Consider the following 19,525-nt stretch of genomic DNA (forward strand, 5'->3'; position numbering starts at 1 on the left):
CGGGGGGGCCCCCCCCCCCCCCCCCCCCGCCCCCCCCGCCCCCCCCCCCCCGCCCCCCCCCCCCCCCGCCCCCCCCCCCCCCCCCGGGGGGGCCCCCCCCGCCGTCGTACGTTTAACTCATCGACTGCTGAGACAACGCCGTTTTCAGCGCTCAAAAGGGCGGGTACGGAGCAGCGGGTCAGGATTCCCAGACGATCTCATCGTCGACGACGCCGTCCTCGTCCGCGGAGGCGACCAGGACCTCGTCGGTGAAGTGCGCGCCGAGGGTGAAGTCCAGGACGAAGTACCGCTCCGGCTGGCCGGGAAAGATGCCCACGTGGCCGAGCTTCAGGGCCTTCAGGAAAACCTGGGGGGTGAGCTGGGCACGTTCGTTCACGCCGAAGATCTGCCGCAGCGTCTCGGGCTTGAGCGCGTTGCAGTGGAAGCGGAGGTATTCCTGCGGGCTGGTGCCTTCCTGCTCCAGCTCCTCGGCGATCATTTCGCGGACCTGGTCCACGAGCTCGGGCAGAAACCGCAGCCGGTAGTCCACCTTGTGCAGGGCCGCCTCATCGAAGTGGTCATGCGCGTTGACGTTCAGGTCAAGTTCCAGGGCCTGGCCCGCCAACTCGTGTTTGGCGGCGAAATTATGGTCCCGGCCGTGGTTGAGGTCGATCTGTCCAAAGTGCCGGCTCGCTACCTTGCTCATATCTTCAACATAGTCCTCAAGACGGGTCCCTTCCAGCATTCCCCGGCATTTATCCGATACCGGACCCTGTGCACGGCGGTGGACCGGTACATTGATCGGATGCAAACAGTTGCCGCCGCCGTCGCCCGTGCCCGCGAAGTTTTTGGCAGCGGAACCACCCGGCCGCTGGCGTGGCGGCTGGAGCAACTCGGCAGCCTGCGGCGGATGCTGGTGCAGCGCCGCCGGGAGTTTGCCGAGGCGCTGGCCAGCGACCTGGGGAAGCACGAAACCGAGGCGCAACTGACGGAAATCGGTTTTGTCACAGCGGAAGCCGCGCACCTGGAGAAACACCTCGAAGCCTGGCTGCGCCCGCGGCCGGCGTCCGTGCCGCTGGCCGTCCAGCCGGCGAAGGCCTGGACCGAACTCACCCCGCTGGGCGTTGTGCTGGTGATCGGGCCGTGGAACTACCCGCTGCAGCTGCTGCTGGCACCCCTGGCCGGGGCCCTGGCCGCCGGCAACACCGTTGTGCTCAAGCCCAGCGAGCACGCACCCGCCACGTCCGCGGCCCTGGCCCGCTGGGTCCCGGAGTACCTGCAGGGTGCGGCCGAGGTCGTTGAAGGCGGGATCCCCGAGACCACCGAGCTGCTGTCGATCCGCTTCGACCACATCTTCTTCACCGGCGGGGAGGTAGCCGCCAAGGTGGTGCTGCGCGCCGCCGCCGAGCACCTGACGCCGGTGACGCTGGAGCTGGGCGGCAAATCCCCTGCCTACGTGGATGCCTCCACGGATCTGGCGAAGGCGGCCAAGCGGCTGGCCTGGGGCCGGTTCATGAACGCCGGGCAGACCTGTGTGGCACCGGACTACATCCTCGCCACGGAGGACGTGCTGGTGCCGTTGGAACGTGAGCTGGTCAAAGCCATCGGGGCGCTGTTCGGGCCCGATTCGGCGCGGAGCGCCTGCTACGGACGGATCGTCAACGACCGGCACTTCGACCGGCTCGCGGCGCTCGCGGACAGCAGCACCGTGGTCCACGGCGGCGAGCGCGACGCCGACAGCCTGCATTTTGCCCCGACCCTGCTCCGTCCAGCCCCCGGGGACGCCGTGATGGGGGAGGAAATCTTCGGCCCGCTGTTGCCGCTGGTCCCGGTCAGCGGCCGGGACGAGGCGATCCGGATGATCAACGCCGGGGCCAAGCCGCTGGCCCTGTACGTGTTCAGCAACGACGCCGACACCCGCCGGGCGTTCGCTGAACAGACCTCCTCGGGGGCGCTGTGCTTCGACGTGCCGGCCGTGCACCTGATGGTGCCCGGGCTGCCGTTCGGGGGAGTGGGCCGCAGCGGCATGGGTGCCTACCACGGCGAGCATTCGCTCCGGACGTTCTCGCACGAACGCTCCACCCTGGCCAAGCCGCTCTGGCCGGAGACCCTGGCGCTGATCTACCCGCCGTACACCAAGACCAAACACCGGATCATCAGCACCCTCGTGGCGCCGGCCGGTAAAGCTCCGGCCCCCGGACCAGACCGGTCCTAAGCCTCAGTCCCGGCGCGTGGTGCCGAGCTTGTGCAGCGTGTCGGCCAGCAGTTCCACGAACAGCTGGACCTGGGCCGTCTGCTGCTCCTTGGGCAGCAGGGCGAAGACGTTGCGGGCCAGCCGGATCTCCGGGACGTCCAGCACCACGACCCCGGCGGGCCGGTGCAGCAGGGCCAGTTCGGGGACCAGCGCCGCACCGAGCCCGGCAGCCGCCATTTCCAGGCTGGCGTGGAAATCGTCGCTGTTGGCCACCACCCGGGGGTGCAGGTTGCAGCTGGCGAAGAGCCGTTCGATCACGGTGGCGTCGGATGTGCCGGGGTGGTGCATGATCCAGGGCATGTCGGAGAGGTGGTCGGCCGCCACCTTGGACTCCGGGCCGATGCCCCAAGCCGCGGGCAGCACCACCCGGAAGTCGTCGTCGCCGATCCACTGCCGGTTTATCGTGTGCGGCCAGGCGAGCCCGGACTGCCCCACCTGGTAGACGAGGGCGACGTCGAGCTCGCCGCCGGTGCGCAGGCCCTGGATGGTCTGGCCCGGCTCGGCCACGGAGAGCCGCAGTTCGATGCCCAGTTTCTTCCACGCCGGGTTCTGCAGGATCCGGGGCAGAACGTAGGTGGCCAGGCTGGGGAAGATGCCCAACCGGAGCTCCTGGCTGGGGCTGTCATGGGTCCGGGCCGCCGCCGCCATCAGCGCATCGATATCGGTAAGGACCTTGGCCGCGTGCCGGGTCATTACGACGGCGGCTTCCGTGGGGTGGATGCTGCGGGCCGAGCGCTGGAACAGGTCAACCCCGGTGTCGCGCTCCAGGGCGGACATCTGCTGCGACACCGCGGATGCCGTGTAGCCAAGGCGAGTGGCGGCCGCCGCGAACGAGCCCAGCCGGACCACTTCCACCAGGGTTCGGAGGTGCACGGGGTTGATCAACGGCTGCCCTTCAGTGGTTTGCGGTGAGGCGGGAGCGGAATCCCGCTTCATTCTGGCACATTGGTTCCAGGCAGCCGCCGGGAAGTCGCACTCATCCGGAAGCCGCGCGGTGACGAATTGTCCGTAAGAGAGCCCAGCGGGCAACTCAAGCAATTCAGGCGAAGCAACAGGAGCAGACCAGTGCAGGAAGCAGCAAACATCCCGGAAGGACGCCGCGTAGCCGTGATCGGAAGCGGGGTGGCCGGACTGACCGCCGCGTACATCCTGAACCGGCGCGACCGCGTGACCGTGTTCGAGGCGGATGCACGGCTGGGCGGCCACGCCCACACCCACGACGTGCCGCAGGTGGACGGCTCGGTGCTGGGCGTGGACACCGGCTTCATTGTTCACAATGAACGGACCTACCCCACCCTGCTGCGGCTTTTTAGGGAACTGGGCGTGCAGACCCAGGACTCGGAAATGAGCATGTCCATCCGTTGCGACGGGTGCGGGCTGGAATACGCGGGCGCCCGGGGCGGTGCGCGGGGCATCATTCCTACGGCTTCAACCCTGCTGCGCGGCCGCTACCTGCTGATGCTGCTGGAGGTCACCCGGTTCTACCGCCGGGCCCGCGCCCTGCTCGCCGCCGACGCCGGTGCGTCCGCCGCCGGTGCGTCCGAACCGACTCTGGGCGAGTTCCTGGACCGGGAGAAGTTCAGCAGCTACTTTATCGTGCACTTCATGACCCCGGTGGTGAGCGCCGTCTGGTCCTGCGACCCGACCACCGCGCTGGCGTACCCGGCCCGCTACCTCTTCACCTTCCTCGGCCACCACGGGCTGCTGGGCGTCAAGGGTTCGCCGCAGTGGCGCACGGTCACGGGCGGCTCGCGCAGCTACGTGGACAAGCTCGCCGCGACGCTGCCGGACATCCGGCTCTCCAGCCCGGTCACCCGCGTTCGCCGCAACGCCGGCGGGGTGGAAATCACCACGGGGCAGGTCAGCGGACAGCAGGGCAGCGGACATGCGGGCAGCGGGCAGCAGGGCAGCGGCCCGGAGAGCACCGAGCAGTTCGACGCCGTGGTGATCGCCACCCACCCGGCGCAGGCGCTGCGGATGCTTGAAGACGCCTCGGATGCCGAGCGTGAGGCCCTGGCGGGGATGCCGTACTCGGTCAACCACACTGTCTTCCACCGCGATGACGCCGTGCTGCCCGCCAGCGATAACGCCAAGGCCTCCTGGAATTACCGGCTGCCCTCCTGCGACGCCCGCCCTGACCGGGTGCTGGTCAGTTATGACATGACCCGGCTGCAGCGGCTGGAACCGGCGGACGGCGGGCGCTACATTGTCAGCCTGGGCGAATCCGAACTGATCGGGGACAACACCGTGCTGGAGCAGATGGTCTACGAACACCCGCAGTACACCCCTGACTCGTTGCGCGCCCAGCAGCAGATCCTGGCCCTCGGCGACGGCAGCCTGGCGTTCGCCGGCGCCTACCACGGCTGGGGCTTCCATGAGGACGGCGCCCTCTCCGGCGCCCGCGCCGCGGCCAAACTGGGACGGGAGTGGGAGCCGGTCGTTGCGACCGGCGCGCTCGAATCACCGGACGCCGAGCTGCAGACCGCCCTGGAGGGCGCATGAGCAGCAACGCAGCCATCTACCGCACCTCGATCGCCCACGTGCGGCGCACCCCGCTGCGCAACGCCTTCACCTACCGCAGCTACAGCTGGTACGTCGACGTCGACGCTCTCCCCGCGCTGCCGCGCTGGCTCACCCCGCTGGCCGGCTTCGCCGTGGCGGACCACCTCGGCGATCCGACCGGGACGCTGCGCGGCAACGTCGAGCGCTACCTCGCCACCCGGGGCATCACGCTCTACGGCGGCCGGATCACCATGCTGGCCAGCGCCCGGGTCTTCGGCCACGTCTTCAACCCGCTGACCCTGTTCTGGTGCCACGACGCCGCGGGGGAGCTGCGCTGCGTGGTCGCCGAGGTCCACAACACCTACGGGGAGCGGCACTGCTACCTGCTGGAGACCGACGATGCCGGCCGGGCCACCGTGCCCAAGGCGTTTTACGTGTCACCGTTCAACGACGTCGACGGCCAGTACCGGATGAAGCTGCCGGAACCCGCGGAACGGCTCGCCGTTTCGATCGTCCTGGAGCGCGAAGGCCACAAGCCCTTCATCGCCACCGTGGACGGCGACCGCCGCGAAGCCACGGTGCCGAACATCCTGGCCGCGGCGCTCGCCGTCCCGCTGGCGCCGCTGCGGGTAGCAGCGCAGATCCGCTGGCAGGGAATCAAACTTTGGGCACGCAAGTTGCCCGTCATCAAGAGACCACACCACTCTTCACAGGAGGCAGTCCAGTGACCATCACCGAAGCGACCGGATCCGGGGCCGCGCAGCAGAACCCGGCGCCGAAGAACTCCACGCCGAAGAACCCCACGCCGAAGAACCCCGCACAGACATCCCCTGTGGTGCCCTACACTGTCCCGCAGCCGCCGGCAGTCATCGACGCCGAGATCTGGCCCAGCATCGCCACCGTGCCCTCCGGACTGAAGGCGAAGCTCGCGGGCCGGGCCGCGGACGCTATTTTCCGTGCCGCCGTGCGCCGGCTTCCGCTGGAGGTGCGCTATCCCGACGGCACCGTCCTGGGCTTGGGAAGCTCAGGCAAGGCCGGAGCAGGTCAAGGCGGGGCCGTCCCGGTCATGACAATGAACCGTCCGGACGCCTTCGCCGCCCGGTTGGGCGACGGCGGCCTGATCGGCTTGGGCGAGTCCTACATGGCGGGGGACTGGGACGCGGACGACCTCACCGCGGTAATGGAGGTCTTCGCCTCCCGGGTGGGGTCGCTGGTGCCCGAGCCGCTGCAGAAGCTGCGCGGCCTGTACCTGCCCCGCACGCCGCGGACCGAGCGCAACACGGAGCAGAACACCCGGTCCAACATCTCCCGGCACTACGATCTGTCCAACGAGCTCTTCGCGACCTTCCTGGACAGCACCATGACCTACTCCAGCGCCTTGTTCCCGGAGAGCGGCGAGGAGCTGCGGGACGTGGTGTGGGACGGCCTGGCCGCCGCGCAGCAGGCGAAGATCGACCGGCTGCTGGACAAAGCCGGCGTCAAAGAGGGCACCCGGGTGCTGGAAATTGGCACCGGCTGGGGTGAGCTGGCGCTCCGGGCCGCCGCCCGCGGAGCAAGCGTGTACTCCGTGACGCTGTCCAGCGAACAGCAGGAACTGGCCCGCCAACGCGTGGCCGAGGCAGGCTACGCCGATGCTGTCACGATCGAGCTCAAGGACTACCGGGCAGTGGAAGGCGAGTACGACGCCGTCGTCTCGGTCGAAATGATCGAGGCGGTGGGCTACGAGTACTGGGCCACCTACTTCCAGACCATAGAGCGGGTCCTGGCTCCCGGCGGGAAGGTGGCCATCCAGGCCATCACCATCGGCCACGACCGGCTGATCGCGACCCGGACCAGCTACACCTGGGTGCACAAGTACATCTTCCCGGGCGGGGTCATCCCTTCGGTCCGGGCCATCGAGGAGATCACCGAGAAGCAGACCGGGCTCCGGGTCAGGGAGCGACTTGCGATGGGCGAGCACTATGCCCAGACGCTGCGGCTCTGGTCGGAGCGCTTCATGGGCCGCGGCGAAGACGTCCGCGCCCTCGGGTTCGACGCGATCTTCCAGCGGATGTGGCTGTTCTACCTGTGCTACTCCCGCGCGGGCTTCGAGACCGGCTACCTGGACGTGCAGCAGATCGTGCTGGACAAGGTTGCCACCAAGTCAGCGGCCAGCAAGCAGCCAGCCGGCAACCGGACGGCCCGATGACGGCGCGGCTGGCAGGCATCATTGAGGAGGTCCTGCGGCCGGTGGTCGGCGGCGAGCTCCCGGTCCGGCTGATCGTGTGGGACGGTAGCGAAGCCGGCCCTGCCGGCGCGCCCGTAGTGCGGCTGAACTCTCCGGACGCCATCCGCCGGCTGCTTTGGGCGCCGGGCGAGCTGGGCGCCGCCCAGGCGTACGTCACCGGGGAGCTCGACGTCGACGGCGACCTCAACTCGGCGCTGCAGCACCTGTGGAAGGCGGTCCGCGACCGCGGACTGTCCGGTATCCGCCCCACCCCGGCCGTCCTCGCCGGCGTGGCCCGGATCGCCCGGGCTGCCGGAGCGCTGGGCGCCCCGCCGCAGCCGCCGGCCAGCCAGGCGCGGGTGAAGGGCAGGCTGCACAGCCTGCTCCGGGACCGCGCCGCGATCAGCCACCATTACGACCTGAGCAACGACTTCTACGCGCTGATTCTTGACCCGCAGATGGCGTACTCCAGCGGGTACTGGGCGGATCAGGTAGCGAATGGCAGCTCGTCCGAGGGGTACGGCCTCGAGGACGCGCAGCGGGACAAGCTGGATCTGGTCTGCCGCAAGCTTGGGCTCAAGCCGGGGATGCGGCTGCTCGACGTCGGCTGCGGCTGGGGCTCGCTGAGCCTGCACGCCGCGCAGTACTACGGCGTCGACGTCGTCGGCGTCACGCTGTCCGTCGAACAGAAGGCGTTCATCGACGCCCGGATCAAGGAACGCGGCCTGGAAGGGCGGGTGGAGATCCGGGTACAGGACTATCGCGAGATTCCCGACGGCCCGTTCGACGCCGTCGCCTCCCTGGAGATGGGCGAACACGTGGGGCAGCGGAATTACCCCGTGTACGCCGCCGCGCTGTTCGCCAACGTGGTGCCCGGCGGCCGGGTGCTGGTCCAGCAGATGTCCCGGCGGGGCAAACATCCCGGCGGCGGACCGTTCATCGAATCCTTCATCGCCCCGGACATGCACATGCGCCCGGTGGGGGAGACCCTGGCATTCCTCGAGCAGGCAGGGCTGGAGGTCGAGGGCGTCGAAGCGATGCGCCGGCACTACGTCCGGACCCTCGAGGCCTGGTATGCCCGCTTCGAGCAGAACCACGACGCCGCCGTCGGGATGATGGGGCACGAGGTTGCCCGGGTGTGGCGGCTGTACCTGGTCGGCGCGCTGCGCAGCTTCGCGGAGGCCCGGATGGGCGTGGAACAGATCCTCTGCAGCCGGCCGGAGTAGCCGCAATGGAGAGCGAAGGCGGGCACCCGATGGTGCCCGCCTTTTGCGTGCCTGCCCGGTGTACCCGGCTCGTGTGCGATCGAGCACTGGTGGTAGTGCCGCTGCCCACTTCCGGGCCCGTTTTCGGCCGGCTGCGACACGCCGTCCGGGAGGCGACACGCGGGGCGGTTAATTGTGGCTAACTACTCCACAGGGTGTGGATTTCGTCTGTGAAAACGGCTGGAATCCGGACATTTTGAAGGCCCTTGCCTGTGGATTAAAAGTGGGTTAAATGACATACTTGTAATACATCATCTTGGGGTCCGCGCAGGGCTCTTGCACTACATGTAGTATCGAAATACAGTTCGAGCGGAGCGGTTGCAGACCGCAGGGCGAGGCCACAAACGGATTAGGATTCCTGTTCCGAGTAGGCCCCACCGGACCCGGACCACAGACTTAACCTAAGGGGACTCAGGACATGACCGTTACGGTTTACACGAAGCCGGCTTGCGTGCAGTGCAACGCGACCTACCGCGCTCTCGACAAGAAGGGCATCGCGTACCAGAGCGTCGACATCTCCCAGGATGCCGAGGCCCTCGAGCGCCTCAAGGCCCTGGGCTACATGCAGGCGCCGGTCGTCGTCACGGACCAGGACCACTGGTCCGGTTTCCGCCCGGACAAGATCGAAGAACTGGCACAGGCCGCCGCCGTCGCGGTCGCCTGAAAGCCTCCACACGGCACCACGTCGGATGAGGTGAACCTTATGGCACTGGCAACCGCCGGCAGGCCGCCGGCAGCAGACGCCCGGGACTCAGCCCGGACCACAGCCAGCCACCTCATCTACTTCTCCTCCAGCTCCGAGAACACCACACGCTTCGTAGCGAAGCTGGGGGTCGACGCCGCCCGCATTCCGCTCCATGCGCGGGAACCGGCGCTGCTGGCCACCGAACCGTTTGTGCTGGTGCTGCCGACGTACGGCGGGACCAGGGGAGAGGGATCCGTTCCGAAGCAGGTCATCCGCTTTCTGAACGATCCGAGGAACCGGCAGCAGCTCCGTGGAGTGATCGGGGCGGGCAACACCAACTTCGGGGACAACTACTGCATGGCCGGGGACATCATCGCCGCCAAATGCCACGTCCCGCACCTATACCGTTTCGAACTCATGGGGACGCCGGAAGACGTCAGCCGAGTACAACAAGGATTGGAAGAATTTTGGACACGACTGTCGCAGACACCGGAGTAGAGCGGACCGGCGCGCCCGCGCCCATCGCCGTCGCCGTCGGGAACACCGCCGTCGAGAAGCACACCGTCCCCGGCGAGAAGCCGGCCATGCCGGCCGCTTACCAGGGCCTGGGCTACCACGAGCTGAACGCCATGCTGAACCTCTACGGCCCCAACGGCGAGATCCAGTTCGAGGCCGACCGCGAGGCCGCGCACCAGTACTTCCTGCAGCACGTGAACAACAACACCGTGTTCTTCCACGACCTCGAGGAAAAGCTCGACTACCTCGTCAAGAACGAGTACTACGAGCGCGAAACCCTCGACCAGTACACGATGAACTTCATCCGCGAGCTCTACAACCGCGCGTACAAGAAGAAGTTCCGTTTCGAGACCTTCCTCGGCGCCTTCAAGTTCTACACCTCCTACACGCTGAAGACGTTCGACGGGAAGCGTTTCCTGGAGCGCTACGAGGACCGCGTCTGCATGGTGGCCCTGCACCTGGCCCGCGGCGACGAGCAGCTCGCCACCCAGATGGTCGACGAGATCATCGAGGGCCGCTTCCAGCCGGCCACCCCGACGTTCCTGAACGCCGGCAAGAAGCAGCGCGGCGAGCTGGTCTCCTGCTTCCTGCTCCGCATCGAAGACAATATGGAGTCGATCGGCCGGTCCATCAATTCGGCGCTGCAGCTGTCCAAGCGCGGCGGCGGCGTGGCGTTCGCGCTGACCAACATCCGCGAGGTCGGCGCGCCGATCAAGCAGATCGAAAACCAGTCCTCCGGCGTCATCCCCGTGATGAAACTCCTCGAGGACAGCTTCTCCTACGCCAACCAGCTCGGTGCCCGCCAGGGTGCGGGCGCGGTGTACCTGCACGCGCACCACCCGGACATCTACCGCTTCCTGGACACCAAGCGCGAGAACGCGGACGAGAAGATCCGGATCAAGACCCTCTCGCTCGGCGTTGTGATCCCGGACATTACCTTCGAGCTGGCCAAGAAGGACGAGGATATGTACCTGTTCTCGCCGTACGACGTCGAACGCGTCTACGGCATGCCATTCTCCGACGTCTCGGTCACCGAGAAGTACTACGAGATGGTGGACGATTCCCGGATCAAGAAGACCAAGATCAAGGCGCGCGAGTTCTTCCAGACCCTCGCCGAGATCCAGTTCGAATCCGGCTACCCGTACATCATGTTCGAGGACACGGTGAACCGGGAAAACCCGATCGACGGCAAGATCATCATGTCCAACCTGTGCTCCGAGATCCTCCAGGTGAGCCAGCCCACGACGTACCACGATGACCTCTCCTACGACGCGACCGGCAAGGACATTTCCTGCAACCTGGGTTCGCTGAACATCGTGAAGGCCATGGACTCGCCGGACTTCGGCCTGACCATCGAGACCGCCATCCGGGCCCTCTCGGCTGTGTCGGACATGTCCAACATCACCTCGGTGCCCTCGATCGCCCGCGGCAACGACCAGAGCCACGCGATCGGCCTCGGCCAGATGAACCTGCACGGCTACCTGGCCCGCGAGCGGGTCCACTACGGCTCCGACGAGGGCCTGGACTTCACCAACATCTACTTCTACTCGGTGGTGTTCCACGCCGTCCGCGCCTCCAACCTGCTGGCCATCCAGACCGGCCAGACCTTCGGCGGCTTCGAGAAGTCCAAGTACGCCTCCGGCGAGTTCTTCGACAAGTACACCGAGCAGGAATGGGTCCCGCTGACGGCCAAAGTGGCCGAGCTGTTCAAGAACATCCACATCCCCACCCAGGCTGACTGGCGCGAGCTGAAGGCTTCCGTCATGGAGCACGGCATCTACAACCAGAACCTGCAGGCCGTTCCGCCGACCGGATCGATCTCTTACATCAACAACTCCACCTCCTCAATCCACCCGGTGGCGTCCAAGATTGAGATCCGCAAGGAAGGCAAGCTGGGCCGCGTGTACTACCCGGCGCCGTACCTGACGAACGACAACCTGGAGTACTACCAGGACGCATACGAGATCGGCTACGAGAAGGTCATCGACACCTACGCCGCTGCCACCCAGCACGTGGACCAGGGCCTGTCCCTGACGCTGTTCTTCAAGGACACCGCCACCACGCGTGACATCAACAAGGCCCAGATCTACGCCTGGAAGAAGGGCATCAAGACCATCTACTACATCCGTCTCCGCCAGCTCGCGCTGGAAGGGACGGAGGTGGAGGGCTGCGTCAGCTGTGCGCTATGAAACCAATATCGGTTGATTAGGTGAAGGGTTGAAATGATGGAAACGACGACGGCGACGGGCGGCTTGGTCTACGGCATCCGGCTTCGGCGGGAGGTTGAGTACCGCTATGTCGGTATCACCACCAAGACGGCCAGTCGTCGTTTCCATCAGCACCTCCGGGTGGCCGCCGAGGGACGCAAAACGCCGTTCTACGATTGGCTCCGAAAGCAAGACCCGGCGGACGTCATCGCGGATGAGCTGGACTGGATTGAAGGCCTGCCCGAGTTGGGCCAGGCCGAGATCGATTGGATAAGCTACCTGCGACGCGAAGGCGACCGGCTCCTGAACCTTTCCGGGGGTGGCCTCGGGCCGACCGGCGTTGTATGGACGGAAGCCATGCGGGAAGCCGCCCGTATTAGTTCCACGGGCCGCAAGATTGCCAGGGCGTCCGGACCCGGAGCCGCTTTCTTCGGAAAGAACCACAGCCTGGAGCAGCGGGAAAAGTGGTCACGGGAGCGCAAAGGGACTAACTCTGGTCCGGAAAATCCCAACTTTGGGAAGTTTGGGCCGGACCATCCGAGCTATGGACACACTATGAGTGAGGAATCCAAGGCGGCGTTCTCGGAAGCAAGGAAGGGGGCTGGCAATCCGTACTTCGGGAAGAAGGCCAGTGCCGAAACCCGTGCGAAGATGTCTGCAGTCCGGAAAGGCGTACCCAAGCCGTCCAGCCGACGCAGTGCCCACACCAGATATCACACCAAGCAGGGTATTGAGATTGCCGGGTGCAGCTACTGCATCGAGGACTCAGCAAAACCCAGTCTCTCTTCAGAAAGCGAACCGGAGTCATGACAGAAAAAGTAAAGCTTCTCAGCCACGTCGAGGCGATCAACTGGAACCGTATCCAGGACGAGAAGGACGTGGATGTCTGGAACCGCCTGGTCAACAACTTCTGGCTGCCGGAGAAGATCCCGCTGTCCAATGACGTGCAGTCGTGGGCGACGCTGACCCCGGACGAGCAGCAGCTCACCATGCGCGTGTTCACCGGCCTGACTTTGCTGGACACCATCCAGGGCACCGTCGGCGCCGTCTCCCTGATTCCGGACGCGATCACCCCGCACGAAGAAGCCGTCTACACGAACATCGCGTTCATGGAGTCCGTGCACGCCAAGAGCTACTCCTCCATCTTCTCTACGCTGGCCTCCACCAAGGAGATCGACGAGGCGTTCCGCTGGTCCACCGAGAACGAGAACCTTCAGAAGAAGGCCCAGATCGTCATGGACTACTACCAGGGCGATGACCCGCTGAAGCGCAAGGTAGCCTCCACGCTGCTGGAGAGCTTCCTGTTCTACTCGGGCTTCTACCTGCCGATGTACTGGTCCTCGCGGGCCAAGCTGACGAACACGGCCGACCTGATCCGCCTGATCATCCGCGACGAGGCCGTGCACGGCTACTACATCGGCTACAAGTTCCAGAAGGGCCTGGAAGGTCTCTCCGAGGAGCGCAAGCAGGAAATCAAGGACTACACCTTCGAGTTGCTCTTCGAGCTGTACGAAAACGAAGTCCAGTACACGCACGACCTCTACGATTCCGTTGGCCTGGCCGAGGACGTCAAGAAGTTCCTGCACTACAACGCCAACAAGGCCCTGATGAACCTGGGCTACGAGGCCATGTTCCCGGCATCCGTCACCGACGTAAACCCGGCGATCCTCTCGGCCCTGTCGCCGAATGCGGACGAGAACCACGACTTCTTCTCGGGGTCGGGTTCGTCGTATGTGATTGGCAAGGCTGTTAATACTGAGGACGACGACTGGGACTTCTAGTCTTTATTCCCCTCATTCTATAAAGCGCCACTAGGCGGCCCCTACTGAACATTCAGTAGGGGCCGCCTGCTATTCCGAGTGATTACTGTCCTTCAACCGACCTTGCGTGAGTTTGAAGTTCATTCACATGCCGTGCTGAAGTTCTTCTGCCTCCAGCAGTGCGACGCAGTCCTGAAGAAGCTTTTCGCGCTTCACTCGATCTCGACTCGGATCTCCAGCCGAGGCCTTCCGGACTATCTCTGCCGCCTTCTCGAAATGTCCAAGACAAACTGAGTCATCGCTTAATACTTCGATCAACATGCTCGCGTACTTTGCTGCATTCTTTGTCGTTAGGTCACCCGGCTCTGACTTAGGCAGGGCGATACGCCTAAATACGTTCATCATCACAAACCTTGACGGCTTCAGAGATGCATCAATTCTTCCGGTACGCAGCCACACATCCAATCTGTACCAGCAAAGTGCACTGGCGAAGTAAGCTTCGAGCTTGTGACCAGAGGTGAATATCTTCTCAGGGGACAGGTCGTAGAGTTCTCCTGGGAACCGGCTAGATACGTGAGGCACATCCAGAAACATTGCGGCGAAGGCCCTCATTTGGATGAGCTTGGTGATCACCCTGGTTTGTTCGACCGACTCTTCGGTAAACTGTCCGGAGCGCCGTTCGTAGTAAAGACGCTGCTTCGACCGGGCAGAAGCCATTGACTTGTAGAAAGTCTCTAGTTCCTTCTGAAAATCCGTGGAAGCAATCAAATCTTCCTTTGTGATCGGCGTCTGACTGTTGGTCGCTTGGGTGATCTTGGCGGTAGTGTCGGCGTTATTTGTCACAATTAGACGCAGGGGGATATAGACACTTGAAAGATCGAGTTCGCGAGCATAGAATAAGACGTTACTTGTCTGACAACCATTGACAATTTGGTAGTCTTCGATCGTGAAGTCGTCGCCGGCTATCCTGACTTCTTTCGCTACAACCGTGACACCATTGTTAAGAACAGCAAAAAGCCCCTTCTTGTCACTGTCTAGCGTGGAGTACATTTCTTCGTTTACTGCATTCCACTGCTGAAAATCTCTGACGTTGTCGAAGAAGGCAGACTTGCGCAGGCTGCCGGCCTCTGTGGCAAGCATTTTTATCAGCTCGGTTCCGGCTATCGCTCCGATATACGCCTGATCAATCCCGGGAATGCGAGGAAGCGGCGTTTGCCGAGGGAAGCTAACTGTTGCTTCAACCTTGTTAACCGTGGCATTGTACAAGCGTAGGAGTTGCGAGGCACCGAGAATGTTAACATGCGTAGAGCGGAAGAGTGCACGGTCAGCCATATCTGACTCAAAAGTGTTGACCGTATCTTTGAACAGCTCATCATTAACAGGCGGCGAGCCCTGGAATGCGAAGTACACTCGCAGTTCGGGCGCTCCATTTCGAAATTTGGCACTTGAGGCATAGATTTCAACAAATATTTCTCTTAGCTGAGCCCAAAATGGATGAGCTATGATGCTTGTACGCGCGTCAACGAATCCTTGAACGGCATCCATAAATCCGAGAACTAGATCACGACTGTATGATACTGACATCTTCGCCTGCAGGAAATGGAAAGAGACGTCCAGTGACTTAGAATCCCTAATAATTTCACGGGCATCGCCTAAGTCATTCACGGGCTGGCCGTTTATGACGACAAGAGCTGAGTCTACTCCAATCGTTCCGTCGCCCGCCATGTAATCATTGATGTCCTCGTCGCCCAGATACTCGTGTCCGAAGGCAACATGCGTGGCAAAATACTCGAACTCAGTATGTGGTGCCATGTTCGGCAGCTCGAATGCCTCTTTGTATTCTTTTATCGGGCCTGCAAGTAGCAAAGAAATATCCCCTCTATCTGTTTGGTAAGAAAAATAGGTTAATGAGTAACTCGCGCCGCGGCAAACCGCGGCGCCATGGACTCCATCTGTTCCATGACCAGCTTGATGGCCTCGGGCTGCTTGTCCGGCGGGTAACCGAAGCGAACCAAAAGCCGTTTGATTGACGACCGTAGCTTGGCTCGGACGTCGTCCCGCACGGTCCAGTCGGTGCGCACGTCCCGCCGCATGACCGAAACCAGCTCGCGCGCAATGTCGGCCAGGATGCCTTCGCCCTGGACTTCCACGGCCGACTCATTTGAAGCCACCGCGTCGTAGAATGCCAGCTCGTCTGAGTTCAGCGGGGGAGTGAAGCGCGCGCCGCGGTTGGCTTCGGCAGCCACTTCGCGGGCCAGTTCCACCAGTTCGGCGATGACCTCGGCCGACGTCAACTGCTGGTTGGTGTACTTCTTCATCAGCTCGGTGATGCGCTCCGAGAAGGCCCGCTGCCGGATGACGTTGTTCCGGGTGGCCGTGACGGTCTCGTCCGAAATTAACTTCCGTAGCGCTTCGATTGCTAGCTGCGGGTTCCGCGCCTGCTGGGTCTTAGCGATGAACTCCGGCGTCAGGTCATCCAGAGACGGCTTGGGCATGCCGGCGGCCTCGTAGATATCCAGCACGTCCCCAGATGACGTCGCAGAAGCGATCAGGTCACCCAGTAACCGCTGGATGTCCTCGGGCACAGGCTCACCAGAGGCCTGCCGGTCGGCAGCGTCGTACTTCGCCATCCAGACCCGGATCTCCTCGTAAACCTGGATCTCCGGGCGCAGCTCGGCCAGCGTCTCCGACCCGGAACACAGGGCCCAGGCCCTGGACAGCTGGCTGGAGAACCGTCGGTACTTGGAGGCGAGTGAATCCTCGCCGTCGGACGGCTGGTTACCGGTCGTGCCCGGGTTGCGCAGATAGCTCACCGCACCGGTCACGGCGTTCAGGAACGCCTTGTTGCCGCTCTTCATCAGGACTGCCCGCCAGTCGTACCCTGCGAGCAGACCACGCAGGGAATCCACGAGGGAAACCGTCAATCCGACAGCCTCATCGATGTTCTTGCCGACCGGCTTCTTGTCCTGATCGGAACGCGTGTACTCGCCCAGAGCCTTCGCCAGGTTCTCCGCAAGCGGAGCATACGCCACCAGCAGCCCGTCCTCCTTGCCGCGGAAGGTACGGTTCACCCGGGCCAGGGTCTGCATGAGCAGCGCACCCTTGAGCGGCCGGTCCAGATAGAGAGTGTGCAGGGGAGGAGAGTCGTAGCCGGTGAGCATCATGTCCTTGACGATCACCAGCTCCAGCTCGTCGTCCACGTCCTTGAGACGCTCCTTGATTTGGGCGTTCAACGAGTCGCGGCGCACATGATCCGCCACCGGCGGCACGTCCGTAGCGTTCCCCGAATAGACCACCTTGATCCTGCCCTTGCCCAGGTCATCCGAGTGCCAGTCCGGCCGCAGCTCCACGATCGCCGTATACAGCTTCGCGCAGATTTCCCGCGTCCCGCCGACGATCATGGCCTTGCCCGGCGCCTCGATGAACTTTTGCATCCGGGCGCTGCGGTTCTCCCAATGCGTCACCAGGTCAGCCGCCAGCGCCGCGATCCGCTGCGGCGCACCGTAGACGGCGTTCACGACGGCGACGCTCGCCTCGATCCGGGCCCGCTCGGTATCGTCCAGGCCCACGGTCGCCTCATCGGCGGACTTGTCCAGGTCCTCTTCGGTGATCTCCGAGGCCAGGCCCACCTTGATCAGCCGCGGCTCGAAGTAGACCGGCACCGTGGCGCCGTCCTCCACGGCCCGGGAAAGGTCGTAGACGTCGATGTAGTCGCCGAAGACGTCTTGGGTGTTGCGGTCATCGAAGGAGATCGGCGTGCCGGTGAAGGCGATCAGCGTGGCGTGCGGCAGCGCGTCGCGCAGGTGCCGGGCGTAGCCGTCGAGGTCGTCGTAGTGGCTGCGGTGCGCCTCGTCCACCACCACAATGACGTTCCGCCGGTCGGACAGCAGCGGGTGGTCGGTGCCGGCATCCTTCTCCGCCTTGCTGCGGCCGAACTTCTGCAGCGTGGTGAAGTAGATGCCGCCGGTGGTCCGGTTGGACAGTTCCTCGCGCAGCTCGGAACGCTTCTTGATCTGCTTGGGCGACTCGGCCAGTAGGAGGCTGCGGGCGAAGCCCTCGAACAGCTGCCCGTCGAGTTCGTTGCGGTCCGTGATGACGACGACGGTCGGGTTCTTCAGTTTGGGGTGCCGGGCCACCAGATTGGTGTAAAGCTCCATTTCCATGGACTTGCCCGAACCCTGGGTGTGCCAGACAACGCCGGCCTTGCCATTGCTCTCCACGGCCTGGACGGTGCTGCCCACGGCCTTGGAAACAGCGAAATACTGGTGCGGCTTTGCGATGCGCTTGGTGAGACCCTCCGAGCCGCCGTCGAACGCGGTGAAGTTCTGCAGCAGCTGCAGGAACCGCTCCTGGTTGTACAGCCCGTACAGGGCCGTCTCCAGGGCGGTGACGGCTTCGCCGTCCTCCATGTAGCCGGGCGCCACGGGCACGGCGTCGTCGTCGACGTTCCAGGGCGAGAAGTGGTTCAGGGGCGTGAAGGGTGTGCCGTACTTGGCCTCGATGCCGTCGGAGGCGAGCGTGAAGACGCAGAAGCGGAACGCCATGGGGAATTCGCGCAGGTAGGTCTGCAGCTGGGCGTGCGCGGAGGCGACGTCGGCCGTGGCGCTGCCGGCCTTCTTCAGCTCGATGATGCTGACGGGCATGCCGTTGCAGTAGAGCACGAGGTCGAAGCGGCGCTTGTGGTCGCTCTGGATGAGGGTGACCTGGTTGACGGCGAGCCAGTCGTTCTGGTCCGGGTCCGTGCTGAGCAGCCGGATGGTGGGGTTGGCTTCGGTGCCGTCGGAGTCGATGTAGCTGAGCCGGAAGCCGTCCACCAGGTAGCCGTGGATGCGGTGGTTCTCGGCGAGGGCGTCGTTGGACTTGGGCGAGGCGATTTCCGCGAGGGCCTGCTGCAGGTACTGCACCGGGACCGACGGGTTGAACCGTTGCAGGGCCGTGAGCAGCCGCGGCCGGATCAGCAGCTCGTCCCAGGACTCCCGCTCGCCCGTGCCGGGGGCGATGTCCTGCCCGGCAGCGGGCCGCCAGCCGAGCGGCTCGGCCAGCCGGTCCAAGGCGATACCTTCCCAGTCGGCTTCGGAAAAGGCTACTGCGGGTGCCGCTGTCACGGTGGTTCCCCCTGGTTGACCGGATGTCATTGTGAAATATCGTGGGAAAGTTCGGCTTCGAGTTCGCTGATGCTGGGAAGGCTGGAGGCGAACTCCTCGGGGAGCGACTCGACGATCTCGGCCTTCCACTCCGAGACGCCGATGGGCATCGACGTGGAGCGCAGCGCGTACTCGGCCACCAGATTATTTTTGGACTTGCACAGCAGCAGTCCGATCGTTGGCTTGTCATCGGGATGGGCCAGCAAATCGTCGACGGCGGCCATGTACATGCCCAGCTGGCCGAGGAAGCTCGGGTCGAACTTGACAGCCTTCAGCTCGATGACCAAATAGCAGCGGAGTTTGAGGTGGTAGAAGAGCAGGTCCGCGAAGAACTCGTCCCCATTGATCTCCAGCCGGACCTGCTCGCCGACAAAGGCGAAGCCCTGGCCGAGCTCCAGCAGGAACTTCTCGATGTGCTGGACCAGCTGCGTTTCGAGCTCGCGTTCGTTGCGCTTCTCAGTCAGGGACAGGAAGTCGAAGACGTACGGATCCTTGAGCGACTGCTGGGCAAGGTCGGAGTCCGACGGCGGGAGGGTCGCCGAAAAGTTGGTGATCGCCTTGCCACTGCGTTCGTGGAGCTTCGTCTCTATGTGGTGGACCAATACCGCCCGCGACCAGCCGTTCTCGACGGCGGCCGCGGCGTACCAGAGGCGGGACTCGCTATCGCTGAGCTTTTCCAACAGGGCGATCTGGTGGTACCAGGGCAATTGTGCAAGAGGCCCTTGCACAATTGCCTCGGCAGGCCAAGCCTCGGCCAAGGCCCGCATGTACTTCAGATTTCGCGGGGAGAATCCAGTGGCCTCGGGAAATTGGGTCCGGAGGTCAGCTGAGAGACGATCAATGATCTTGGCTCCCCAGCCTTCCTGATCCTGGCGCTCCAGGATCTCCCGGCCTATGGCCAGATAGCTGGACACCAGCTCCTGGTTGGCTGCCGCGATGGCCTTCGAGCGTCCGGTGCTAACCCGCCGGGTAACCGATGCAAGCAGTTCCGGGTACCACTCAGGCAT

Annotated in this window: 15 protein-coding genes; 10 read left to right on the top strand and 5 right to left on the bottom strand. The window is 64.1% G+C overall.

What is annotated here, in order from left to right:
• Nucleotides 1–178 precede the first annotated feature (178 nt).
• The gene (locus ABIB14_RS14275) at nt 179–685 is read right to left on the bottom strand and encodes a DUF2004 domain-containing protein (RefSeq protein ID WP_354236577.1); all 507 of its coding nucleotides are present in this window, start codon (nt 683–685) and stop codon (nt 179–181) included.
• A 99-nt stretch (nt 686–784) separates the two neighbouring features.
• Here ABIB14_RS14275 and ABIB14_RS14280 point away from each other — a divergent pair, with 99 nt between their 5' ends.
• Nucleotides 785–2,194, top strand: coding sequence for an aldehyde dehydrogenase family protein (locus tag ABIB14_RS14280; protein ID WP_354236578.1), 1,410 nt, complete (start codon nt 785–787; stop codon nt 2,192–2,194).
• Between the two features lie 3 nt (nt 2,195–2,197).
• Here the strand turns inward: ABIB14_RS14280 and ABIB14_RS14285 are convergent, their stop codons facing one another.
• Entirely contained in the window at nt 2,198–3,118 is a 921-nt protein-coding gene (locus ABIB14_RS14285) for a LysR family transcriptional regulator (RefSeq protein ID WP_354236629.1), read from the bottom strand.
• 180 nt (nt 3,119–3,298) lie between these two features.
• Here ABIB14_RS14285 and ABIB14_RS14290 point away from each other — a divergent pair, with 180 nt between their 5' ends.
• The 9 genes from ABIB14_RS14290 to nrdF all read left to right on the top strand — a co-directional run bounded on the left by ABIB14_RS14290 (nt 3,299) and on the right by nrdF (nt 13,395).
• A complete protein-coding gene (locus tag ABIB14_RS14290) occupies nt 3,299–4,735 on the top strand; it encodes an NAD(P)/FAD-dependent oxidoreductase (RefSeq protein ID WP_354236579.1) in 1,437 nt (478 codons plus the stop codon).
• Nucleotides 4,732–5,463 (top strand): DUF1365 domain-containing protein, encoded by a 732-nt coding sequence (locus tag ABIB14_RS14295; RefSeq protein WP_354236580.1) that lies wholly within the window; start codon nt 4,732–4,734, stop codon nt 5,461–5,463. Before ABIB14_RS14290 ends, ABIB14_RS14295 begins: the two co-directional genes overlap by 4 nt.
• Before the next feature lie 104 nt (nt 5,464–5,567).
• Complete coding sequence (locus ABIB14_RS14300) at nt 5,568–6,923, top strand: class I SAM-dependent methyltransferase (protein ID WP_502909675.1); 1,356 nt, start codon at nt 5,568–5,570, stop codon at nt 6,921–6,923.
• Nucleotides 6,920–8,167 (top strand): class I SAM-dependent methyltransferase, encoded by a 1,248-nt coding sequence (locus ABIB14_RS14305; protein WP_354236581.1) that lies wholly within the window; start codon nt 6,920–6,922, stop codon nt 8,165–8,167. Before ABIB14_RS14300 ends, ABIB14_RS14305 begins: the two co-directional genes overlap by 4 nt.
• Before the next feature lie 457 nt (nt 8,168–8,624).
• Nucleotides 8,625–8,870 carry a glutaredoxin-like protein NrdH gene (gene nrdH, locus ABIB14_RS14310; RefSeq protein ID WP_354236582.1) on the top strand — a complete coding sequence of 82 codons (246 nt, stop codon included), beginning with the start codon at nt 8,625–8,627 and terminating at the stop codon, nt 8,868–8,870.
• Between the two features lie 39 nt (nt 8,871–8,909).
• A complete protein-coding gene (gene nrdI / locus ABIB14_RS14315; protein WP_354236583.1) occupies nt 8,910–9,389 on the top strand; it encodes a class Ib ribonucleoside-diphosphate reductase assembly flavoprotein NrdI in 480 nt (159 codons plus the stop codon).
• 86 nt (nt 9,390–9,475) lie between these two features.
• Complete coding sequence (gene nrdE, locus ABIB14_RS14320; RefSeq protein WP_354236631.1) at nt 9,476–11,596, top strand: class 1b ribonucleoside-diphosphate reductase subunit alpha; 2,121 nt, start codon at nt 9,476–9,478, stop codon at nt 11,594–11,596.
• Between the two features lie 33 nt (nt 11,597–11,629).
• Nucleotides 11,630–12,424: an NUMOD3 domain-containing DNA-binding protein gene (locus tag ABIB14_RS14325; RefSeq protein ID WP_354236584.1), complete on the top strand. Its 795-nt coding sequence runs from the start codon at nt 11,630–11,632 to the stop codon at nt 12,422–12,424.
• Nucleotides 12,421–13,395: a class 1b ribonucleoside-diphosphate reductase subunit beta gene (nrdF, locus tag ABIB14_RS14330; protein WP_209750532.1), complete on the top strand. Its 975-nt coding sequence runs from the start codon at nt 12,421–12,423 to the stop codon at nt 13,393–13,395. Before ABIB14_RS14325 ends, nrdF begins: the two co-directional genes overlap by 4 nt.
• Nucleotides 13,396–13,518: 123 nt before the next feature.
• Here nrdF and ABIB14_RS14335 read toward each other — a convergent pair whose 3' ends face one another.
• From ABIB14_RS14335 to ABIB14_RS14345, 3 genes are read right to left on the bottom strand one after another with little or no spacing between them, the layout of a single operon-like run.
• Complete coding sequence (locus ABIB14_RS14335) at nt 13,519–15,240, bottom strand: AIPR family protein (RefSeq protein WP_354236585.1); 1,722 nt, start codon at nt 15,238–15,240, stop codon at nt 13,519–13,521.
• Nucleotides 15,241–15,278: 38 nt separating this feature from the next.
• Complete coding sequence (locus tag ABIB14_RS14340) at nt 15,279–18,509, bottom strand: type I restriction endonuclease subunit R (RefSeq protein WP_354236586.1); 3,231 nt, start codon at nt 18,507–18,509, stop codon at nt 15,279–15,281.
• Nucleotides 18,506–19,525 carry a PDDEXK nuclease domain-containing protein gene (locus ABIB14_RS14345; RefSeq protein ID WP_354236587.1) on the bottom strand — a complete coding sequence of 340 codons (1,020 nt, stop codon included), beginning with the start codon at nt 19,523–19,525 and terminating at the stop codon, nt 18,506–18,508. Before ABIB14_RS14345 ends, ABIB14_RS14340 begins: the two co-directional genes overlap by 4 nt.

The organism is Arthrobacter sp. UYEF3 (genome assembly GCF_040546245.1).
Taxonomy (GTDB): domain Bacteria; phylum Actinomycetota; class Actinomycetes; order Actinomycetales; family Micrococcaceae; genus Arthrobacter.

What these genes read in the sequence shown, in the direction of transcription:
- ABIB14_RS14340 (WP_354236586.1), bottom strand. Translation starts at nt 18,509, where the DNA reads ATGACATCCGGTCAACCAGGGGGAACCACCGTGACAGCGGCACCCGCA.
- ABIB14_RS14280 (WP_354236578.1), top strand. Translation starts at nt 785, where the DNA reads ATGCAAACAGTTGCCGCCGCCGTCGCCCGTGCCCGCGAAGTTTTTGGC.
- nrdE (WP_354236631.1), top strand. Translation starts at nt 9,476, where the DNA reads ATGCCGGCCGCTTACCAGGGCCTGGGCTACCACGAGCTGAACGCCATG.
- ABIB14_RS14345 (WP_354236587.1), bottom strand. Translation starts at nt 19,525, where the DNA reads ATGCCTGAGTGGTACCCGGAACTGCTTGCATCGGTTACCCGGCGGGTT.
- ABIB14_RS14325 (WP_354236584.1), top strand. Translation starts at nt 11,630, where the DNA reads ATGATGGAAACGACGACGGCGACGGGCGGCTTGGTCTACGGCATCCGG.
- ABIB14_RS14305 (WP_354236581.1), top strand. Translation starts at nt 6,920, where the DNA reads ATGACGGCGCGGCTGGCAGGCATCATTGAGGAGGTCCTGCGGCCGGTG.
- ABIB14_RS14275 (WP_354236577.1), bottom strand. Translation starts at nt 685, where the DNA reads ATGAGCAAGGTAGCGAGCCGGCACTTTGGACAGATCGACCTCAACCAC.
- nrdI (WP_354236583.1), top strand. Translation starts at nt 8,910, where the DNA reads ATGGCACTGGCAACCGCCGGCAGGCCGCCGGCAGCAGACGCCCGGGAC.
- nrdH (WP_354236582.1), top strand. Translation starts at nt 8,625, where the DNA reads ATGACCGTTACGGTTTACACGAAGCCGGCTTGCGTGCAGTGCAACGCG.
- ABIB14_RS14295 (WP_354236580.1), top strand. Translation starts at nt 4,732, where the DNA reads ATGAGCAGCAACGCAGCCATCTACCGCACCTCGATCGCCCACGTGCGG.
- nrdF (WP_209750532.1), top strand. Translation starts at nt 12,421, where the DNA reads ATGACAGAAAAAGTAAAGCTTCTCAGCCACGTCGAGGCGATCAACTGG.